The organism is Pseudomonas sp. FJ2-5-13, from assembly GCF_029201605.1.
Lineage (GTDB): Bacteria > Pseudomonadota > Gammaproteobacteria > Pseudomonadales > Pseudomonadaceae > Aquipseudomonas > Aquipseudomonas lactis.
Map to the genome: position 1 here is coordinate 2,058,332 of NZ_CP104045.1, position 18,290 is coordinate 2,076,621.

Here is an 18,290-nt window from a genome sequence, read left to right on the forward strand (position 1 = left end):
AGGCCAACCCTGCCTAAGCCATTGGAAGGGCTGAAAAAAAAGATTTAAGAAAGTGCTTGCCAGACTTAAGGTCGCTCCGTAGAATGCGCGCCACACCGAAACGAAGGGTGATTAGCTCAGCTGGGAGAGCGTCTGCCTTACAAGCAGAATGTCGGCGGTTCGATCCCGTCATCACCCACCATTCGCTTCAAGTGTTACGCGCAGCGGTAGTTCAGTCGGTTAGAATACCGGCCTGTCACGCCGGGGGTCGCGGGTTCGAGTCCCGTCCGCTGCGCCATATTCGGTTACCTGGAACGCTGAACGCCAGGTAACCACAGAAAGCCCGCTCATCGAGCGGGCTTTTTTCTGTCCGAAATATGGCAAAAAATCGTGCGCTAAACTTTTTTTAAATAAATTGCATTTAAATCAAGACATTACGATTTTTTGGTGTATGATGCGCCCACACCGAAACGAAGGGTGATTAGCTCAGCTGGGAGAGCGTCTGCCTTACAAGCAGAATGTCGGCGGTTCGATCCCGTCATCACCCACCATTCGCTTCAAGTGTTACGCGCAGCGGTAGTTCAGTCGGTTAGAATACCGGCCTGTCACGCCGGGGGTCGCGGGTTCGAGTCCCGTCCGCTGCGCCATATTCGGTTACCTGGAACACTGAACGCCAGGTAGCCACAAGAAACCCGCTCATTGAGCGGGTTTTTTTTTCGCCTGCAATTTAACGCACCTTACGGTGCGTTGCGGCTGTGGCGGTAGTCGCTGACGGCTTCGTACACCGCTTTGCGCAGCCGATTGATGCCGCCGATAGGGCGGTGGGCTTCCAGCCCGAACCAGGGGTTGAACGACTGGTTATCGCACGCCAGGTTCTGCGCCGGCGTGTCAAAGTCCTGGGCGGGAATTCTCACCTTGGCCACGGTTTCATACGGCGCGTCGCTTTCCTTCCATTCGATGCTGGTGTCTTCGATGGGCATGAACGCCTGTGGGTTTTGCCGCTGGATCTGCAGCACAAAACACGCATCTACACGGTCGGTGGACAGTTGCTGGTTGAGCGCGCTGCGCAGGAAGTTGGGCAGGTCCTGGTTCTGTTTGGGCAGCACATAATCCGGGCAGCTTTGCGGGTCGGGCGCGACGCGAAACTTGGCGTTGGCCGCGCCAAACTTATAAGGCGACACTGAAAAGTAAGTCGTCTGCGTCGGGCTGGCCGGGGCGGGCGCCAGGGTTGCCAGGGCGATAAACAAGTGACGCACTTGCCAGCTGCGCGGGTCGAGCTTGGGAAAGAACGCCAGGACCTTCTTGCCATCCGCTTGCGCACCGATGTTCTGCGCGTATTCCGCAACATCGCTGACAAAGAAGTTCGGATGGCTGAACATCACGAAATCCTGCTCGGTGCGCGCTTGCTGGTCGGCCATCAGTTGCTTGCCCGGCACATCCAGCAGCTTGATCGCCATGCCGCGGGCATCGCGGATGCTGTCGAATTGCGGGTAGGCGTTGCCGTTGGACAGGCGCATCGTCGCCTGCCAGGTCTTGCCCGGCTCGGCGAACACACCCTGGCGCAAGGCCGGGTCGAGATCCGCCAGGACGCTGACCTCGGCTTTCACGCATCCATGGGCCTTGGCATGGGCATCACGCAGGTAGCGAGTGCCTTCGCGATGTTGGTCAACGATGCGCACGGCGGTCTGGATGATGCCTTGGGTCATCGCCGCTTCACCCGGCGGGATCTGTTCCTTCACCGACACCGGGCCCCTGTGCTGCCAGGCGAACCACGCCATGGCCAACACCCACCCCAGCAGGCCCAGGCCCAGCAGCCACAACAGGGTTTTACCCACAAAGGCGCCAAGGCGCAGCCAGAGACGAGCAAGCATGGAGCGGTCCTTGTTTTGCGATCGGATAATCATGGCAGTTGTTGCTCCAGCGGGCCGCCCAGCACTTTGAGGTATTCGAGCAGCGCCCAGCGCTCCTGCGGCAGCAGGCCACGGCCAATCACGCCATTGCCGCGCTCGCCGGCACGGAATTCGTGGCCGCTGTTGTGGTTGCCGGTGATTCTGGTATCGAACAGGAAGGCGTTCTTGAAGGCGGTGGTCTCAAACCCCAGGTGGCGCGGGTCGTAGTTGAAGGTGCCTTTATAGAAGGTGGTGCTGCGTTCGTCCTGAGGCGATAGCAGTTGGTAGATCGTCGGCACCGAACCGTTGTGCAGGAACGGCGGGGTGGCCCATACGCCGGCCAGCGGTCGCGCCTTGTAGGCACGCAACTCGCGCACGCCGATGGGCAGGCCGAACCCGTCCAGGCCTGGGCGCTCGGCCGGGGTGACGCCGGCCGCACGGTAGGCATGCTCTTCGACGAAGGCGGTGACATAGGCCAGGCCCTGGGCTACCGACATTTTTTTCAAGTCCAGCGGCGCGGTGGGGGTGGGGTGCAGTTCGACATTGAGTTGGGCCAGTTCGGCCGGGTCCCATTGCAGGGCACTGAGGTCATAGCGTTGGTCGGCAATGTTGTTGGCCGTGCCGGGGTCGGTGCCGATGTAGTCCACCGGCAGCATTTTCAACTGCTGCACCGGGCGGCCGTTTTCTTGGGTAACGGTGGGCAGGTGGCAGCCGGCGCAGTTCTCGGCAAAGAGTGCGCGGCCCTGGGCGGCGAGGGGTTTGTCGATGGCACCGAACAAGTCTTGCGGCCAGGTCGGCGGCTTGAGCCGTTGCAGGGTCTCTTCGATCAGGTGCAGTTCACGCACCCGTACGCTGGACGGGTAGCGGGCATCGCCTTTGAGCGGTTGCCCGGCTGCGTCGAAGAACGCCAGGGTCGCGCCTACGCCAAGGGCTTCGCCGATATTGCGCGCCATGGGCTGCTGGGCCGAGCCATTCCACTGCACCCAGTCGAAGGTCCAGATGTCCCACAGCTGGGGGTAGTCCACCGGCGCATTGGCGACGCGATAATTGTCAGGGGAAATAGCGTCGCCAAAACTGGCGTTGGCGATGCGCCCAAAGGCGTCAGTACGGCCCGGGCCTTCTTCGGTGGGGTAAAGGCCGCGATGGGTGTCATTCCAGGCGACTTTGAGGAACTGGTTCAGCGATTGCTTGAAGTCTTTGCGCAGTTGATCGCGCTGGGCATCGTACTGATCCCCCAGGACCTTGTGGGCAAAGCGTTCGAACTTCCATGGGTTGTAATAGGTAGCGGCCAGGCTGGCGACCAGGGCCTGGCCGAAACTGCCGCCGCGCAACGTGGGAACGCTGGAGGGCAGCACGTGCTGCGCCGAGCCGCCGTCGATGCGCAGGGCCTGGCCCTTGAAGTGCAATTCGCCGGTGTGGCATGCCGCACAGGTGATATCCAGGTACTGAGCCTTGCTGTCGGCGTTCTGGTGCCGGGCGAACCCTACTGGCAGGTTGCCAGGGTTTTGCGCGGTGGGCGTCTGCTTGGGGTCGACCAGGAAGCCAAAGCGCGCCAGGTACTCCGGCGCGGCAAAGCGTTGCTTGGAGAACGGCAGCTCCAGGGCGGTGAACCAGTCGTAGTGCAGGCCTTTTACTTGGGTGCCCTGGGGCGTGAAGTAGTAGGTCTGGCGGTCGTCGGCACTCCATTGCTCCTGGTAGTGCACCTGCTTTACGGGCACATAATCCGGCAGTTTGGGATTGAGGGTGTAGTAGAGCACCACGGCCAGAATCAGGCCCAGTGCGATCAGTATCAGGAGTAAAACACGGGAAAAAATGCGCAAGATAACTATCCTTGTCGAATTGTCGCGTTGTTATGCCACTGCGCTACAGGTGCGGCAAGTAGCAATTGGCCCGCTATCAGGCGGTCCCGCGATCCGTCGCGGGGCCCCATGATAAATGGAAATGCTTTTAAACACGTGAACTTATCAGAAGTTTCCTGCTCACATGCCGGTAGCCATTGGTCGTGGCCGCCTGATAAGCTCGCGACTTTATTCGAATGCCCTTATGGCGCATGAACAAGGAAATAGCATGAAACAGCATCGGTTGGCGGCGGCGGTGGCCCTGGTTAGCCTGGTACTTGCGGGTTGTGATTCGCAGACCAGCGTAGAGCTGAAAACCCCGGCGCAAAAAGCTTCCTACGGCATCGGCCTGAACATGGGCAAGAGCCTTGCCCAAGAAGGCATGGACGACCTGGACTCCAAAGCTGTTGCCCAGGGCATCGAAGATGCCGTCGGCAAGAAAGAGCAGAAGCTCAAGGACGATGAGCTGGTTGAGGCGTTTGCCGCACTGCAAAAGCGTGCTGAAGAACGCATGACCAAAATGAGCGAAGAGTCGGCAGCCGCTGGCAAGAAATTCCTCGAAGACAACGCCAAGAAAGACGGTGTCGTCACCACCGCTTCCGGCCTGCAGTACAAGATCGTGAAGAAGGCCGACGGCGCCCAGCCTAAGCCAACCGACGTGGTGACTGTTCACTACACCGGCAAGCTCACCAACGGTACTACCTTTGACAGCTCCGTAGATCGCGGTAGCCCGATCGACCTGCCGGTCAGCGGCGTGATCCCGGGTTGGGTCGAAGGTCTGCAACTGATGCACGTTGGCGAGAAGGTCGAGCTGTACATCCCGTCCGACCTGGCCTACGGCGCCCAGAGCCCGAGCCCGGCGATCCCGGCCAACTCCGTGCTGGTATTTGACCTGGAGCTGCTGGCCATCAAGGACCCAGCCAAGGCAGAAGCGGCTGACGCGCCTGCTGCACCAGCCGCCAAGAAGTAATCGGCGCCTGAACACACAACGCCCCGTCTCGACGGGGCGTTGTTGTTTTCGGCGTTGGTCAAACGACGCAAAATTCCCTGTGGGAGCTGGCTTGCCTGCGATGAGGGCCAGCCAGCCGACGCCTATCTCCCAGGCACCCCAACGATCCAACTGTGCGGGCTTGCTCCCGAAGGCGGCCTGACAGGCGACACAGCTATACCGAGTACATATCCATTCCTGCGGTAACGGCCACCTAGGGTTCCGCTCTGACAGCGGCTCACTTTTGAAAAGCGCAAAAGTAAGCAAAACGCTCTTGCCCCACCACTCGGCACCTCGCTTAGGCTCGGTGTGCCCGAACACAGGCTTGAATCCGTGGGCCGCCGTCATGGGCCATCCCTGGCCCAGGACGGCTAACCCGGCGTCCTGCCGGGTTACCCACGGATTCAAGCCTGCGTTCGGCCAGCGTGGTTTAACGGGGCGCCTGAGATCAAGATCAAGAGCAGAGCAAGATCAAGAGCGGCTCGCTTCGCATCGTGGTTACCTGGGGCGGCACATTCGATATCTCTGTCGATTGAACGGCCGCCATCGCAGGCAAGTCAGCTCCCACACTTGGAGCCCGGGGTGTTTGGGAGATAGGCATCGGCTGGCAGGCTGCCACGGAGGGCAGCGTCGTACCGGAGTCGTACAGATATCTATGACTCTCGCAAGCCAGGCAGCCCCTGATTCAAGCCTCTGCAAATCCAAACGAACGTCCGCAACCGGACACAGTCTGATATAAGACTCGAGCACGGGTAGCCGCACATACATGCCAAGTCAATGAATTCTTGGGTTTTTTTGATGTGCGCAAAAAACGCCCGATCTGACTGTAGGCCTTGTAGTCCGTGGCTTTCAGCCGATAAAACAGGCTCTGTTCACAAGGTTATCCACAATTTGTGTGGATAACCTTTTATGTCGCCTGGAACTGGAGTGCCCTATGAAACCACCGTTCAATTTCACCCGTTTCCTGCCGATGGCCGCGCGCTTGCTCGGTCGTGGGCGTTTGCCAACCTTGCTGTTTGCCGTCGCTGCCAAAGGCTCAAGCCAGGGCAATCGGCTCGGCCAGCTCAAGGATGATCTCAAGTTGCTGCAGGCCCTGTGCCTGGCTTACTGGCGTGGCGAATACCGTGCCATCAGCCCCAAGGCGCTGATCTCGGTGGTGGCGGGGCTGATGTATTTTCTTAGCCCGATTGATGCGATTCCGGATTTTCTTCCCATGTTCGGCATGCTCGACGACATCGCCGTGCTGGCGTGGGTCATGAAGACCCTGAGCGGCGAGCTGAGCGCCTTTCGTACCTGGCGCGATGCGCAACGTCCGGAAAAACTTGCGGTGGTTGAGCGCCTGCCTGCGACGCCTGAGCTGCTGGCCCGGGAAAACCCGCAAAAAAACTAATGATGCCTGGTATCCCCCGGCGACCTTCGTGGCTGTTAGGATTACACTCTTAAGGAAATAACTTACTTAGTAAGTGTTTTTATCCTACGGGGCAGTCATGGATATCCAGATCATTTCACGCGATGGCGAACCCGAGTATGCGGTGTTGCCATGGGACCAGTACCAGGCGCTGCTAAAAGCTGCCGGTCAGTTGCAACCGCCACGCGCTTCTCCTTCTGCTGCACCCACCGCCTCCGAGCAGGACTTGCGCCCGCTTGCAGCCCTGCGCGGCTTGCGTGAGGCCAAGGGCCTGGCAATCGAGGCCCTGGCGCGTACCGTGGGCATCAGCCCTTCGTATCTTGGATTGATAGAAAGTGGTGAACGCCAGCCGGATGCCGCCATTCGCCGCAGCCTGGCCTGGGAATTGGGCGTTGCAGGTTGGAGGGATGAGTCTTGAGCCTACGTATCAGCCGTCAACACTGGGATGGGTTAATCAATGAACTTGACCAAGCGCGTCGCCAGCGCCATTTGCTGACGTATCGTGCGCTGCTGGAGCGTCTGCAATTCCCCACGCCGGCCATGCAGACCCTGGCTGCGGCCCTGGAGCATCTAGCGGCGCTGGATGCCAAGGCGGAGCAACCGCTGCGCAGTTCCCTGGTGATCAGCCAGGGCGCCAGCCGCCTGCCGCGCACCGGTTTTTTTGAGTGTGTGGAGCGCCTGGGGCGGTTCAGCGGGCCTTCCGATGGTGTGGCCGCCGCGTCCTGGCATGCATCCGAAGTGGTGCGGGTGTTCGAGTACGAGTACCCGGAATCCGCCGAGGCCTAAAGCGCCTGGGAGCAGGTGTCCATGCTGTCGATCACGTGGATGCTGTAGCCCGCCATATCCTTGGCATGGTGCTTGGCTTGTGAAGCCAGCTCTGCCAATTGGCTGGCATCGAGTTGTGCACAGGCCTGTGGATACAAGTGCACCACGCCGATGGACAGCGACAGCAATGCAAACTCCTGGCGCGCGCCCTGGCGGTTGAGGGCCACGAAGCAGCCAGCCTCAAGGTGTTCGGCGCGGTAGAAGCGTCGGCATTGGGTGTGGAAATCGTCCAGCAATTGGTTGAGCCGCTTGCGCCAATCCTGCGGGCCCAACACCAGCAGAAAGTCATCGCCGCCAATGTGCCCGACAAAGTCGCGGCTGGGGTCTACCCGGTCGTTCAGGCACTGCGCCAGGCACAGCAGCACTTCATCCCCGCGCCCGTAGCCGTAGATATCGTTGAACGGCTTGAAACTGTCGATATCCACATAGCAGATCACCGACTCGCGCTGTTGCTGCAACAGCCTAGTGAGGCACTGCTGGATCGGCACGTTGCCAGGCAGCAAGGTCAGCGGGTTGGCGTAGCGGGCCTGCTGGATTTTCAGCTCCGTGATCAACTTGAGCACGTCGATAACCCGGCCCAGCCCCAGATAATCGCCGTTCAGGGTGATGATGAAATCCTCTTCGATGCGTTGCCGTGCACGGCTGGTGAGTAAACGGCTGACCTGCTGCAAGGACTGGCTCAGTTCCACCGCCAGAAAGTCATCGCTCATCAGGCGGCTGATGGGTTTGCGCGCGAACAAGTCGGTGGCGAATGGCTTGAGCAACGCATCCGATAGCGAATGCCGGTGCACAATGCCGACCGGGCGACCGCGGCCGTCCAACACCGCCAACGAGTTGAGGTTGGCCTGGCGGCGGAACGATTCCAGCACTTGGGCGGTGGCGGTGTCTTGATCCACGGCGGGTTGCTCATTGAGCAGGGCGCTCAGGTCACTGCCTTCGTCATTGAGGGCCAGCGTGGCGTTATCCGGCTTGGGCAGCATCAGGCGCGCTTCCTGTGGCGGCTGTTCCTGAGGACGGCAGAGCAGGTAGCCCTGGACCAGGTCGACGCCCATCTCGGTCAGCACCGCCAGTTCTTCCGGCAACTCGATGCCTTCGGCAATCACTTGGGCGCGGGACGCCTTGGCGATCTGCAGGATGGAGCCGACAAACTCGCGCTTGAGGGCGTCCTGGTGAATGCCGTCGATAAAGTGCCGGTCGATCTTCACGTAGTCCGGGCGCAGTTCCGACCACAAGCGCAAGCTGGAATAACCGGCGCCCAAGTCATCCAGTGCGATGGCAAAACCCATGTCGCGGTAGTGGTGCAAGGCGGTTTGCAATAGCGCGAAATCGTCGGTGGGCGCCTGCTCGGTGAGTTCGATCACCACGTGACTGGGAGAAATACCGAAGTCGCGCAACAGTTGCAGGGTGCGCCCTGGCTGATGCGCGTGCTCCATCAAGGATTCCGGTGAGATATTGAGGAACAGCTTGCCGGGCAGTTTCTGCTCGCTGAAGCGCCGGCATGCACTTTCTCGACACGCCATGTCCAGCTCGCTCAGGCGCCCGGCATGGCTGGCCACTGAGAACAGCGCGACGGGGGAGTGCAGCGGGCTGTTGGACGGGCCGCGACTGAGGGCTTCGTAACCGAGGATGCGCCGTTCTGACAGGCAGATGATCGGTTGGAACAGGCTGTGCAAACTGCCTTGAGCCAGGATTGAGCCCAATGCATTCAGCTGTTCGGTCATGGTCATGGCGGTCTCGATCAAAAAAAAGGACCGCAGGCGTAAACCTGCGGTCCTTTTATTTCACGACAGAATGATGTCTATATGATGACACTCCGAGGAGCGATCACATTAAATCGCCATCATTTACTGCTTGGCCACCTGCTTGGTGATCTTCAGGTAATCCAGCAGGATCCGGCCCGTCTCGGCCAAGTAGGCGTCGTCTTCCGGCTTGGTTTTATCCGCCTCGGTCGGCAGCGCGTCTTCATCTTCTTTCTTCAGCTCTTTGAGCGGGTCTTCACCCTTGGCCTTGCGGCGGGTGTTTTCCAGCACCAGTTGCTGATTCTCGATGCTGGAGTGCTGTGCACGGCGATCCGCTTCGTTGAGGCTGACGGTCTTCTCTTCCATCAGCTTCTTGGCCAGGGCCAGCTTGTCGCGGATAAACACGAACTCGGCATCCTTGGCGGAGCGGGTGTCGTGGTCAGCCTTCAGCTGTGCCAGGAACGGCTTGAACGGATCCGACGCCGGCTTGATCGCAGGGCGGATGGTGTCCCACGGCATGGCTTCAGGCAGGGCGCTTTCGCCGATTTCCTTGGTGTCGATGATCGACGGGAAATCGATATCCGGCAGTACGCCCTGATGCTGGGTGCTCTGCCCGGAGACCCGGTAGAACTTGGCCAGTGTCAGCTTGAGCTCGCCATGGTTCAGCGGCTGGATGGTCTGCACGGTGCCTTTGCCGAAGGTCTGGCCGCCGATGATCAGTGCACGGTGGTAGTCCTGCATGGCACCGGCGAAAATCTCCGAGGCCGAGGCCGAGAGGCGGTTGACCAGCAGCGCCATCGGCCCTTTGTAGAAGGCACCCGGGTTCTCGTCTTCCAGCACGTCGACACGGCCGTCAGCGTTGCGTACCAACACGGTCGGGCCCTTGTCGATAAACAGGCTGGTCAGCTCGGTGGCTTCCTGCAGGGAGCCGCCGCCGTTGTTGCGCAGGTCGATGACCACGCCGTCGACTTTCTCTTTCTGCAGTTCTGTGAGGATTTTCTTCACGTCGCGGGTGGTGGACTTGTAGTCCGGATCACCGGCACGGAACGCCTTGAAGTCCAGGTAGAAGGCCGGGATTTCAATCACGCCCAGCTTGTAGTCCTTGCCATCCTGCTTGAGGTTGAGGACTTTCTTCTGCACGGCCTGGTCTTCGAGCTTCACCGCTTCACGGGTGATGGACACGATCTTGCTGGTCTGGTCGTTCGGTGCATTGGTGTGCGGAATCACTTCCAGGCGCACCACGCTGCCTTTAGGGCCGCGGATCAGCTTGACCACTTCGTCCAGGCGCCAGCCGACCACATCGACCATCTCTTTGTCGGCCTGGGCCACGCCGATGATCTTGTCGGCCGGTGCCACTTGCTTGGTTTTGTCAGCAGGGCCTGCCGGCACCAGACGTACGATTTTCACCTGGTCATTGTCGCTTTGCAGGACGGCACCGATGCCTTCCAGGGACAGACTCATATTGATATCGAAATTTTCCGCGTTATCTGGCGACAGATAATTGGTGTGCGGGTCGTAGGACATCGCAAAGGTGTTGATGTAGGCCTGGAAGATGTCTTCGGCACGGGTCTGGTCCAGGCGCGCCAGCTGGTTCTTGTAGCGCTTGGTCAACAGTTCTTGAATGGCCTTGGGCTCTTTGCCGGCGATCTTCAAGCGCAGCACTTCGTCCTTGACGCGTTTGCGCCACAGGTCGTCCAGGGCTGCGGTGCTGGTCAGCCAAGGGGCGTCCTTGCGATCCACCAACAGGGTTTCTTTCTGGGTGAAATCGAGCTTGTCGACGCCTTTGTTCAGCTCACCCAGAGCGAAGTCCAGACGCGCTTTGACGCGGTCCAGGTAGCGCTTGTAGATGGTGAAGCCAGGCTGCAGGTCGCCGCTCTTGAGGAAATCGTCGAATTGCGTCTTCCACTTGTCGAACTCAGCGATATCGCTGGCCAGGAAGTAGCTGCGCGACGGGTCCAGCAGCTTGAGGTAGCTGTCGTAGATGATCACTGAGCGAGCGTCGTCCAGCGGCGGCTTGCTGTAGTGATGGCGCTTGAGCAACTCGACGACGTTAAGGCTGGCAATCACCTCATCGCGATCAGGCTGAAGGTTGTCCCAGCTATTGGCTGCGAACGTATTGGTCGACATCGACGCGAAGCCGAGACCAATGAAAAAAGCGAGGGCGGTGCTGGGGAACAGATGCTTCATGCTGATTCGACGCGGGGGCAATTGATAACGCATATTAGGCCGTCTTTGAGGGAGCCGGTTCCATATGGTCCGGTCGCATAATGCAAAAAGCCCGGCGCTACAGCACCGGGCTCAGTCCAGACTCACTATGGAGGCACTGTGAAAGCATTGCAAGGCGTTGACGGTGATGTGGGGGGCCAGAACAACCCCGTCCTACGCTCGGTGTAGTCCATATTGCCAATAGCCTGACCGAATCCTAGATTGAAATGCAGTCAATGTGGGAGCTGGCTTGTCTGCGATAGCGGTGCAACAGTGAAGAATTCTTCATCTGGTGCACCGCTATCGCAGCATAGGTATCTACACAACTTTGGTGCGACGCTGGACCTGTGGCGAGGGAGCTTGCTCCCGTGACGACCGGACAGCTGGCGCCTATCTCCCTGAGGCACCGCAATCCAAATGTGGGAGCTGGCTTGCCTGCGAAGACGGCCTAACAGTCAACACCGTTGGACAGGGTACATATCCGTTATTTAGGTAACGGCCACTTAGGGTTCCGCCCTGACGGCGGCTCACTTTTGAAAAGCGCAAAAGTAAGCAAAACGCTCTTGCCCCACCACTCGGCACCTCGCTTAGGCTCGGTGTGCCCGTAATCCGCCAGTGATTTGGGAGCCCGCCGCCACGCGCCATCCATGGCGCGGGGCGGCTAAACCGGCATCCCTGCCAGTTTACCCCCCAAATCCCTGTCGAATTCCGGCCAGCGTGGTTTAACGGGGCGCCTGAGATCAAGATCACAAGCAGATCAAGATCAAGAGCGGCTCGCTTCGCATCGTGGTTACCGTCGTTCACTTCAGAGTTGTGTAGATACCGATGGCTATCGCAGGCAAGCCACACAGGTTGATCTCTATTGATTCAGGTCCAGTGGTGGATCGGCCAGCCGGCCTGCTCGGCATGGGCGCGCAACACCGGGTCCGGGTTCACTACCTGCGGGTGATCCACCTTGAGCAGCAGCGGCAAATCATTGCGCGAATCCGAGTAGAAATACGCACCTTCAAGGGTTTCACCTTCCTGCTCCAGCCATTCCATCAACCGCGTGATCTTGCCCTCACGATAGGTCAGCACGCCTACGGTATTACCGCTGTACACGCCGTGGCTGAGCTCCAGGTTGATCCCCAGCACTTCCTCGATACCGATACGCGCCGCAATCGGCGTGACCAGGTGAGTGCCCGAAGCGGAAATCACCAGGATCCGGTCGCCGTTCGCGCGGTGGCGGGCGATGGTCTTGGTGGCGTCGCTGTAGATCAGCGGCTCGATCACGTCCTCGACCCATGGCTCCACCAGGTGATCGATCTCTTCCGGGGTGCGGCCGATCATCGGCTCCAGGCTGAAATCCATGAAATCTTCCATCAACAGCTTGCCCTGGCTGTAGGCATCCATCAGCTCGTTGTTCCTGCGCATGAATGACTCAGGGTCTACCCAGCCGAGGCGGCCCATCTGTTCGCTCCACAGCGTGGCGCAGTCGCCGTGGATGAGGGTGTCGTCCAGATCAAAAATTACCAATGCCATCGGTGATGCTCTCTCTCAATAGGTCGCTGCCTGTCAGGCTACTGCACACAGTGCGCTGGGGTCGATGGAAAGTGCCAGGCGCTGGCCATCCGGGTGCAGGTCGTCGGCCGAACGATTGAGCACATCCACCACCAGCTCGACGCCACGGGCTTCGATGCGGTAGCGAATCACGTTACCCAGCAGGCTGTGGCTACGCACCAGCGCGTCGAGCTCGCCGCTGCGGCTCAACTCGATGGCCTCGGGGCGAATCGCGATGCGCCCGCTGATCGGCCGTTGCAGCAGTTGGGTGGCCTTGTCCGCATCGAGCAGGTTGTAGTTGCCGATAAACCCGGCAGCGAACGCATCCACCGGCGCGGTATAGAGGGTTTCGGCATCGCCGCTCTGCACGATCTTGCCCTGGTTCATCAAGAAGATGCGGTCGGACATGGTCAGGGCTTCTTCCTGGTCGTGGGTCACGAAGATCGTGGTCAACCCCAGTTCGCGCTGGATCTGGCGGATCTGTTCGCGCAAATGCTTGCGAATCCGTGCATCCAGCGCAGACAGCGGCTCATCCAGCAACAGCAGGCGCGGGCGGGTCACCAGGGAGCGGGCGAGGGCGACGCGCTGGCACTGGCCACCGGACATCTGGTGCGGATAGCGGCCGGCCAGGTCCTTGAGCTCCACCAGTTGCAGCACTTCTTGCACGCGCTTGTGGCTGTCGTCGGCGTTGACCTTCTGCATGCGCAGGCCGAAGGCGACGTTCTGCTCTACGGTCATGTTGGGGAACAGCGCGTAGCTCTGGAACACCATGCCGATCTGGCGTTTCTGCGGGCTCAGGGGCACGATGTCCTGGCCATCCAGGAGGATTTGGCCACTGTCCACCGGGGTAAGCCCGGCGATGCAGCGCAGCAGGGTGGATTTGCCGCAACCGGACGGGCCGAGCAGGGTGACGAACTCGCCCTTGGCGATCTCGCAATTGATATCGCTGAACACCGGTGTGCCGGTGTAGCCTTTTTGAAGGTGTTGGACGCTGACGAAGCTCATTGGCTTTTGTCCTTGTTCAAGAGCGTGGCGGCCCAGGTGAGCACCAGCACAAAGAAGAAATAGGAGATCACCACGGCACTGGTGAAATGGCCGCTGCTGTTGCGCATGTTGTTGAGGTACACCTGCAGGGTTTCGTAGCGGGTGCCGACGAGGATGTTGGCGAACACGAACTCACCGAACAGGAACGAGAACGACAGCAGCAGCGCCACCATCAGGCCCTTGCGCAGGTTGGGCAGCACCACCAGGATCGCGGCCTGCCAGGTACTGGCGCCGAGCAGTTGCGAGGCGTCCATCAGGTCGCGCAGGTTGATGGCCTGCAGGTTATTGGTGATCGCACGGTACATGAACGGCAGCGCGACGGTGAAGTAACAGCCGATCAGAATCCACGGCGTACCCACCATTGCCAGCGGCCCGGAACCGTAGAGTTGCAGCAGACCTACCGAGGACACCACCGGCGGCACCGCAAAGGGCAGCAGGATCAGGATGTTCATCAACGCGTCGAGCTTGGGAAAGTGGTAGTGCACCACGAACAGCAGCGGCAAAATCAACACCACTGAAAGGATCAGTGCGCCCACGCACACCAGCAACGATTGCCCGAAGGCCATCAGAAAGCGCGGGTCGCTCCACAGCTGTACATACCATTTCACGCTGAAACCGGCGGGCAGGATGGTTGCCGACCAACTGCTGGAAATCGAGTAGACAAAGGTGCCTACCAAAGGCAGCACCAGAATCAGGAACAACAGGTACACCACCACCCGGTGGTAGAGGGAGGCCGAGCCGGCTTCAGCGCGAGACATGGTAGCTCCTCTTGAGCAGCAATTGATGCACCACCGTGACCACGGTCATCAGCGCCACCAGCACCACGGCCAGGGCGCTGGCCATGTTCGGGTCCAGCGATACATCGCCGGAGACCAGCCCGGCAATGCGAATCGGCAGCACGTTGAAGTTACCGGTGGTGAGCGCATAGACCGTGGCGTAGGCGCCGAGGGCGTTGGCCAACAGGATCACAAAGGTACCGAGCAGGGCCGGGGTGAGCACCGGCAGGCCGATATGCCGCCAGAACTGCCAGCCATTCGCACCGAGCAGGGCGGCCGACTCGCGCCAGTCTTCGCGCAATGCGTCAAAGGCCGGGTAGAGCAGCAGCACGCCGAGGGGAATCTGGAAGTAGGTATACAGGATGATCAAGCCGGTCTTCGAGTACAGGTTGAAGTCTTCTATGATCCCGGCCTGCTTGAGCATGAGGGTGATGCTGCCGTTGAACCCCAGCAGGATGATGAACGCGAAGGCCAGGGGTACGCCGGCGAAGTTGCTGGTCATGTTGGCGAACGCGGTGACAAAGTTGCGCAGCGGCGAATCCACTCGGCGCAGTGAATAGCTGCCCAGGGTGGCGATGATGATGCCGAAGATGCTGGAGTAGAAACTGATCTCCAGGCTGAACTGGATCGCCTGTCGGTAGAACTTCGAACTGAAAATGCGGGTGAAGTTTTCCAGGCTCCAGCCGGCCTCTTCGGTTTGCAGGCTGCTGATCAACACCCACACCAGCGGCGCGATTTCGAACACGATAAAGAACAGTGCGAAGGGCAGCAGGCATAGCAGGGCCAGCCATTTGCCGCGGGTCAATGCATTCACTTGAGCAACTCCCGGCACACAGGTTTGTCGTGGGGCACGCCCAGCAGTTCGCAGACCGTGCCGCACAGGTCGGTCTGTTTCGGCGCAGCGTCAGTGTCCAGGCTGAAGGCGTCACCCAGGACAAACAGCGGCACTTCCCGTTCTTCGCGCAACAGGCCATTGTGGGAGCGGTCGTTGTTCATGCCGTGGTCGGCGGTGACCAGTACCTGGTAGCCGGCATCGAGCCAGCCTTGCAGGTAGTCGGCCAGGATGATGTCCGCCGAGCGCGCGCTGTTGCGGTATTGCGCGGTGTCGAGGCCGTGCTTGTGGCCGGCGTCATCGATGTTCATCGGGTGCACCAGCAAAAAGTTTGGCGCGTGCTTGAGCCGCAGGCTTTCCGCATCGGCGAACAGGTGGGAATCGGGGTAGTGGTCATTCCAGTAGAAATGCCCGTGCTGGATCGCCAGCGCCTTGTCGTCGGTGTGACGATCGCGGGCAACTAGAAAGGGCGTGCGGTTATACAGCTCGCTGACCCAGTGGTAAGCCGCCGCCGCGGTGCTCAAGCCTGCGTCGGTGGCGTAATGGAAAATGCTGCGCTGGTTGGACAGGCGCGAGACGTTGTTGTGCACGATACCGCTTTGAATCGGCGGCACGCCGGTGAGGATGCATTCATACAACGGGCGGGACAGGGCAGGCAGTTCACATTCCAGTGTGTAGAGGTCTGCGCGTCCTGCGCCGACATAGGCCTGCAAGTGCCCCATGGCGTGCCGGGCGACCTCGAAGTTGAGGCCGTCGAGCACCACAAGGATGACATTGTGCTTCATGGGGGCTCCGCAACAGAGGGTTGAACCAATTTAACTGGAGGAACAGGGCAAAACTGTGGGAGCGCGCTTGCTCGCGAATGCGGTAGCTCATTCAGTCTATAAGTCACTGGCTCACCGCATTCGCGAGCAAGCCCGCTCCCACATTGGATCTCCACTGGATCTCCAATGTGGGGTAAACCCTTACTTCATTTCTACGATGACCTGCTCGTTCCACATTTGTGGCAGCTTCTTGGACGTCGCTTCCCAGGCATCGGCATCCTTGATCGGCTGCGGGTTGGCCTTGGTGTACTGCTCGCCCGGGATCAGGTTCTTGGCAACGTCTGCCGGCAGTTTCAAGTCGGTTTCAGCGCGGATCGGACGCGCATTGCCGCGCGCCAGGTTGAGCTGGCCGGCATCGCTGAAGATGTATTCGCGGGTGAGCTTGGCGGCGTTCGGGTGCTTGGCGTATTTGTTGATGATGGTGGTGTAGCCGGATTTAACCGAGCCATCCGAGGGGATCAACACCACGTAGTCATCCGGGTTGGCCATCTTGGCCTTGTAGCTCAGGCCGTTGAAGTCCCAGACGAGGCCCACTTCGACTTCGCCTTTTTCCATGGTGGCGATGGTCGGGTTGGACAGCGAGAGGCGACCTTGCTGGGCAATCTTGGTGAAGAATTGCAGGCCCGGCGCGATGTTTTTCTCGTCGCCCTTGTTGGCGATGGCCGCGGCGAGTACTGCGTTCGAAGCCTGGGCGGCGGTGCTCACGTCACCCACCGATACCTTGTATTTACCGGTTTGCAGGTCAGCCCAGGTGGTAGGCACTTCGGAGCCGTGCAGCAGCTTTTTGTTGACGATAAAGGCAATGGTACCTGTGTAGGCCAAGGCCCAGTGACCGTCCTTGTCTTTCGCCCAATCCGGCACCTGGGCCCAGGTGGACGGCTTGTACGGCTGAGTCACTTCCTGCTTCACCGCGATCGGGCCGAAGGCCGCGCCCACGTCACCGATATCGGCGCTGGCGTTGTCTTTTTCGGCTTTGAACTTGGCGATTTCCTGGGCCGAGCTCATGTCGGTGTCGATGTGCTTGAGGCCGTAGGTCTTGGCCAGGTCTTCCCAGGTGCCTTTCCAGTTGGCCCAGTCATCGGGCATGCCGACGCTGTTGACGGCGCCTTCCGCTTTGGCGGCGGCTTCCAAGGTTTTTAGATCGGTATCAGCAGCCATGGCGGCGGTGCACATGGCAATGGTCGAGCCTAACAGTGATGCCAGGAAAAGCTGTTTCATCCGAAGCTCCTTTGGGCGTTTTCAACGCGGCGTTTTATCTGAACGTTAGCGGTGGTTTGGTCTAGGTCAGCAATACCTGAGCCAATCTAGGCCCCATGGATGACAGTTTCATGTCGATGTCGTTTTTGAAGCGCTGATGTCGCTCAGCTCCGACTTAGCGTAGACCATGCTCAAGGGCCCGCAGCACCTGGACTTGGCCGATGTATTGCAGGGTGTGGTAGAGGCAGTCGACAGCCTTTGTCATCTGTCGGTCATCTGGAGTGCCTAGGCTGGCACACAGCAGCAAAAGCCCAGATAGAGCGCGTTTTGTGCACCTGAACGGTGCTGGTCTAGTCCAGATAGGTAACGTTGATGCGTGATGAGGCAATCAAGGCGGTAACTTCCATCGGCCTGGCGCTGCAAGAGCAGATCGACCATGGCCTGTTGCCGCCTGCCAGCAAACTGCCCGCCGAACGCAAGCTCAGCGAGTTGTTTGGTACCACTCGGATTACGGTGCGGGAAGCCTTGTTACAACTGGAAGCCCAAGGGCAGATCTACCGCGAAGAGCGTCGGGGCTGGTTCGTCTCGCCGCCACGGCTGGCCTATAACCTGATGCAGCGCAGCCACTTTCACGCCATGGTCAGCGACCAGGGGCGTGAGGCTTCCACGCAGGTCATTTCCGCACGCTTGCAACCGGCGTCTGCGGCGGTGTGCGCTTGGTTGCAATTGCCGGCGTTGTCGAGCGTGATCCAGATTTGCCGGGGCCGCAGGATTGACGGGCGCTTGGTGTTGTATGTGGAGCACTACCTGAACCCGCAGTATTTTCCGGGGATCCTGGCGTGTGATTTGAATCAGTCGATGACTGAGTTGTATGCCAGCAAATATGACTTGCACTACGGGCGGGTGCGTTTCGAGATTGTGCCGACCTCACTGCCGGTGGAAGCGGCCGCTGCGCTGCGCGTCTCGGTAGGCAGCCCGGGCTTGCGCATCGCCCGGGTCAATTACGACCAGCATCAACGCCTGATCGACTGTGACCTGGAGTTCTGGCGGCATGATGCGATTCATGTGGGGGTGGATGTGGTGTAGCGCCGCCTCGGACTGAATGACACAACGCAGGCCCTATGTGGGAGCGGGCTTGCTCGCGAATGCGGTGGGACAGTCACCTAATGCAGCGGCTGGTACATTGCATTCGCGAGCAAGCCCGCTC

At 59.8% G+C, this 18,290-nt stretch carries 15 protein-coding genes and 4 tRNA genes; 9 read left to right on the forward strand and 10 right to left on the reverse strand.

Annotation, left to right across the window (positions count from 1 at the left end; all coding sequences use genetic code 11):
- Positions 1-105 precede the first annotated feature (105 nt).
- The 4 genes from N2A98_RS09295 (at position 106) to N2A98_RS09310 (ending at position 626) form a co-directional block, all read left to right on the forward strand.
- Positions 106-181: transfer RNA gene (locus N2A98_RS09295), tRNA-Val, on the forward strand.
- Between the two features lie 19 nt (positions 182-200).
- Positions 201-277: transfer RNA gene (locus N2A98_RS09300), tRNA-Asp, on the forward strand.
- Between the two features lie 177 nt (positions 278-454).
- Positions 455-530 (forward strand) — tRNA-Val (locus N2A98_RS09305).
- Between the two features lie 19 nt (positions 531-549).
- A tRNA-Asp gene (locus N2A98_RS09310) sits at positions 550-626 on the forward strand.
- Between the two features lie 90 nt (positions 627-716).
- Here N2A98_RS09310 and N2A98_RS09315 read toward each other — a convergent pair.
- Positions 717-1,850 (reverse strand): catalase family protein, encoded by a 1,134-nt coding sequence (locus tag N2A98_RS09315; RefSeq protein WP_044273086.1) that lies wholly within the window; start codon positions 1,848-1,850, stop codon positions 717-719.
- Positions 1,851-1,879: 29 nt separating this feature from the next.
- Positions 1,880-3,688, reverse strand: a complete 1,809-nt coding sequence (locus tag N2A98_RS09320; RefSeq protein ID WP_275623306.1) for a di-heme-cytochrome C peroxidase — start codon at positions 3,686-3,688, stop codon at positions 1,880-1,882.
- Between the two features lie 247 nt (positions 3,689-3,935).
- Here N2A98_RS09320 and N2A98_RS09325 point away from each other — a divergent pair, with 247 nt between their 5' ends.
- The 4 genes from N2A98_RS09325 (at position 3,936) to N2A98_RS09340 (ending at position 6,888) form a co-directional block, all read left to right on the forward strand.
- Complete coding sequence (locus N2A98_RS09325) at positions 3,936-4,676, forward strand: FKBP-type peptidyl-prolyl cis-trans isomerase (RefSeq protein ID WP_003190133.1); 741 nt, start codon at positions 3,936-3,938, stop codon at positions 4,674-4,676.
- Between the two features lie 952 nt (positions 4,677-5,628).
- Positions 5,629-6,084 (forward strand): YkvA family protein, encoded by a 456-nt coding sequence (locus N2A98_RS09330; protein ID WP_003190134.1) that lies wholly within the window; start codon positions 5,629-5,631, stop codon positions 6,082-6,084.
- A gap of 97 nt (positions 6,085-6,181) precedes the next feature.
- Positions 6,182-6,520, forward strand: coding sequence for a helix-turn-helix transcriptional regulator (locus N2A98_RS09335; RefSeq protein WP_044273065.1), 339 nt, complete (start codon positions 6,182-6,184; stop codon positions 6,518-6,520).
- Positions 6,517-6,888 carry a hypothetical protein gene (locus N2A98_RS09340; protein ID WP_003190138.1) on the forward strand — a complete coding sequence of 124 codons (372 nt, stop codon included), beginning with the start codon at positions 6,517-6,519 and terminating at the stop codon, positions 6,886-6,888. The genes N2A98_RS09335 and N2A98_RS09340 overlap by 4 nt, the downstream gene beginning before the upstream one ends.
- Here the strand turns inward: N2A98_RS09340 and N2A98_RS09345 are convergent.
- From N2A98_RS09345 to N2A98_RS09380, 8 genes are all read right to left on the reverse strand, one after another.
- Positions 6,885-8,654, reverse strand: coding sequence for a bifunctional diguanylate cyclase/phosphodiesterase (locus tag N2A98_RS09345; protein ID WP_047710460.1), 1,770 nt, complete (start codon positions 8,652-8,654; stop codon positions 6,885-6,887). The genes N2A98_RS09340 and N2A98_RS09345 overlap by 4 nt on opposite strands.
- Positions 8,655-8,771: 117 nt before the next feature.
- Positions 8,772-10,853, reverse strand: coding sequence for a carboxy terminal-processing peptidase (locus tag N2A98_RS09350; protein WP_223816873.1), 2,082 nt, complete (start codon positions 10,851-10,853; stop codon positions 8,772-8,774).
- 885 nt (positions 10,854-11,738) lie between these two features.
- On the reverse strand, positions 11,739-12,392 hold the full coding sequence (locus N2A98_RS09355; RefSeq protein WP_078802827.1) for an HAD family hydrolase: 654 nt from the start codon (positions 12,390-12,392) through the stop codon (positions 11,739-11,741).
- A 33-nt stretch (positions 12,393-12,425) separates the two neighbouring features.
- Positions 12,426-13,415 (reverse strand): ABC transporter ATP-binding protein, encoded by a 990-nt coding sequence (locus tag N2A98_RS09360; RefSeq protein ID WP_044267908.1) that lies wholly within the window; start codon positions 13,413-13,415, stop codon positions 12,426-12,428.
- The gene (locus N2A98_RS09365) at positions 13,412-14,212 is read right to left on the reverse strand and encodes an ABC transporter permease (protein WP_020301071.1); all 801 of its coding nucleotides are present in this window, start codon (positions 14,210-14,212) and stop codon (positions 13,412-13,414) included. The genes N2A98_RS09360 and N2A98_RS09365 overlap by 4 nt, the downstream gene beginning before the upstream one ends.
- The gene (locus tag N2A98_RS09370) at positions 14,199-15,044 is read right to left on the reverse strand and encodes an ABC transporter permease subunit (RefSeq protein WP_032892563.1); all 846 of its coding nucleotides are present in this window, start codon (positions 15,042-15,044) and stop codon (positions 14,199-14,201) included. The genes N2A98_RS09365 and N2A98_RS09370 overlap by 14 nt, the downstream gene beginning before the upstream one ends.
- Complete coding sequence (locus N2A98_RS09375) at positions 15,041-15,847, reverse strand: alkaline phosphatase family protein (RefSeq protein ID WP_275623307.1); 807 nt, start codon at positions 15,845-15,847, stop codon at positions 15,041-15,043. The genes N2A98_RS09370 and N2A98_RS09375 overlap by 4 nt, the downstream gene beginning before the upstream one ends.
- A 180-nt stretch (positions 15,848-16,027) precedes the next feature.
- Positions 16,028-17,104, reverse strand: a complete 1,077-nt coding sequence (locus N2A98_RS09380; protein ID WP_003190150.1) for an ABC transporter substrate-binding protein — start codon at positions 17,102-17,104, stop codon at positions 16,028-16,030.
- Positions 17,105-17,455: 351 nt separating this feature from the next.
- Here N2A98_RS09380 and N2A98_RS09385 point away from each other — a divergent pair, with 351 nt between their 5' ends.
- On the forward strand, positions 17,456-18,169 hold the full coding sequence (locus N2A98_RS09385) for a UTRA domain-containing protein (protein WP_003190151.1): 714 nt from the start codon (positions 17,456-17,458) through the stop codon (positions 18,167-18,169).
- Positions 18,170-18,290: the final 121 nt, after the last annotated feature.

Coding starts and splice junctions, on each gene's coding strand:
- N2A98_RS09345 (WP_047710460.1), bottom strand. CDS start 8,654: ATGACCATGACCGAACAGCTGAATGCATTGGGCTCAATCCTGGCTCAA.
- N2A98_RS09315 (WP_044273086.1), bottom strand. CDS start 1,850: ATGCTTGCTCGTCTCTGGCTGCGCCTTGGCGCCTTTGTGGGTAAAACC.
- N2A98_RS09385 (WP_003190151.1), top strand. CDS start 17,456: ATGCGTGATGAGGCAATCAAGGCGGTAACTTCCATCGGCCTGGCGCTG.
- N2A98_RS09325 (WP_003190133.1), top strand. CDS start 3,936: ATGAAACAGCATCGGTTGGCGGCGGCGGTGGCCCTGGTTAGCCTGGTA.
- N2A98_RS09375 (WP_275623307.1), bottom strand. CDS start 15,847: ATGAAGCACAATGTCATCCTTGTGGTGCTCGACGGCCTCAACTTCGAG.
- N2A98_RS09335 (WP_044273065.1), top strand. CDS start 6,182: ATGGATATCCAGATCATTTCACGCGATGGCGAACCCGAGTATGCGGTG.
- N2A98_RS09330 (WP_003190134.1), top strand. CDS start 5,629: ATGAAACCACCGTTCAATTTCACCCGTTTCCTGCCGATGGCCGCGCGC.
- N2A98_RS09360 (WP_044267908.1), bottom strand. CDS start 13,415: ATGAGCTTCGTCAGCGTCCAACACCTTCAAAAAGGCTACACCGGCACA.
- N2A98_RS09355 (WP_078802827.1), bottom strand. CDS start 12,392: ATGGCATTGGTAATTTTTGATCTGGACGACACCCTCATCCACGGCGAC.
- N2A98_RS09350 (WP_223816873.1), bottom strand. CDS start 10,853: ATGAAGCATCTGTTCCCCAGCACCGCCCTCGCTTTTTTCATTGGTCTC.
- N2A98_RS09365 (WP_020301071.1), bottom strand. CDS start 14,212: ATGTCTCGCGCTGAAGCCGGCTCGGCCTCCCTCTACCACCGGGTGGTG.
- N2A98_RS09380 (WP_003190150.1), bottom strand. CDS start 17,104: ATGAAACAGCTTTTCCTGGCATCACTGTTAGGCTCGACCATTGCCATG.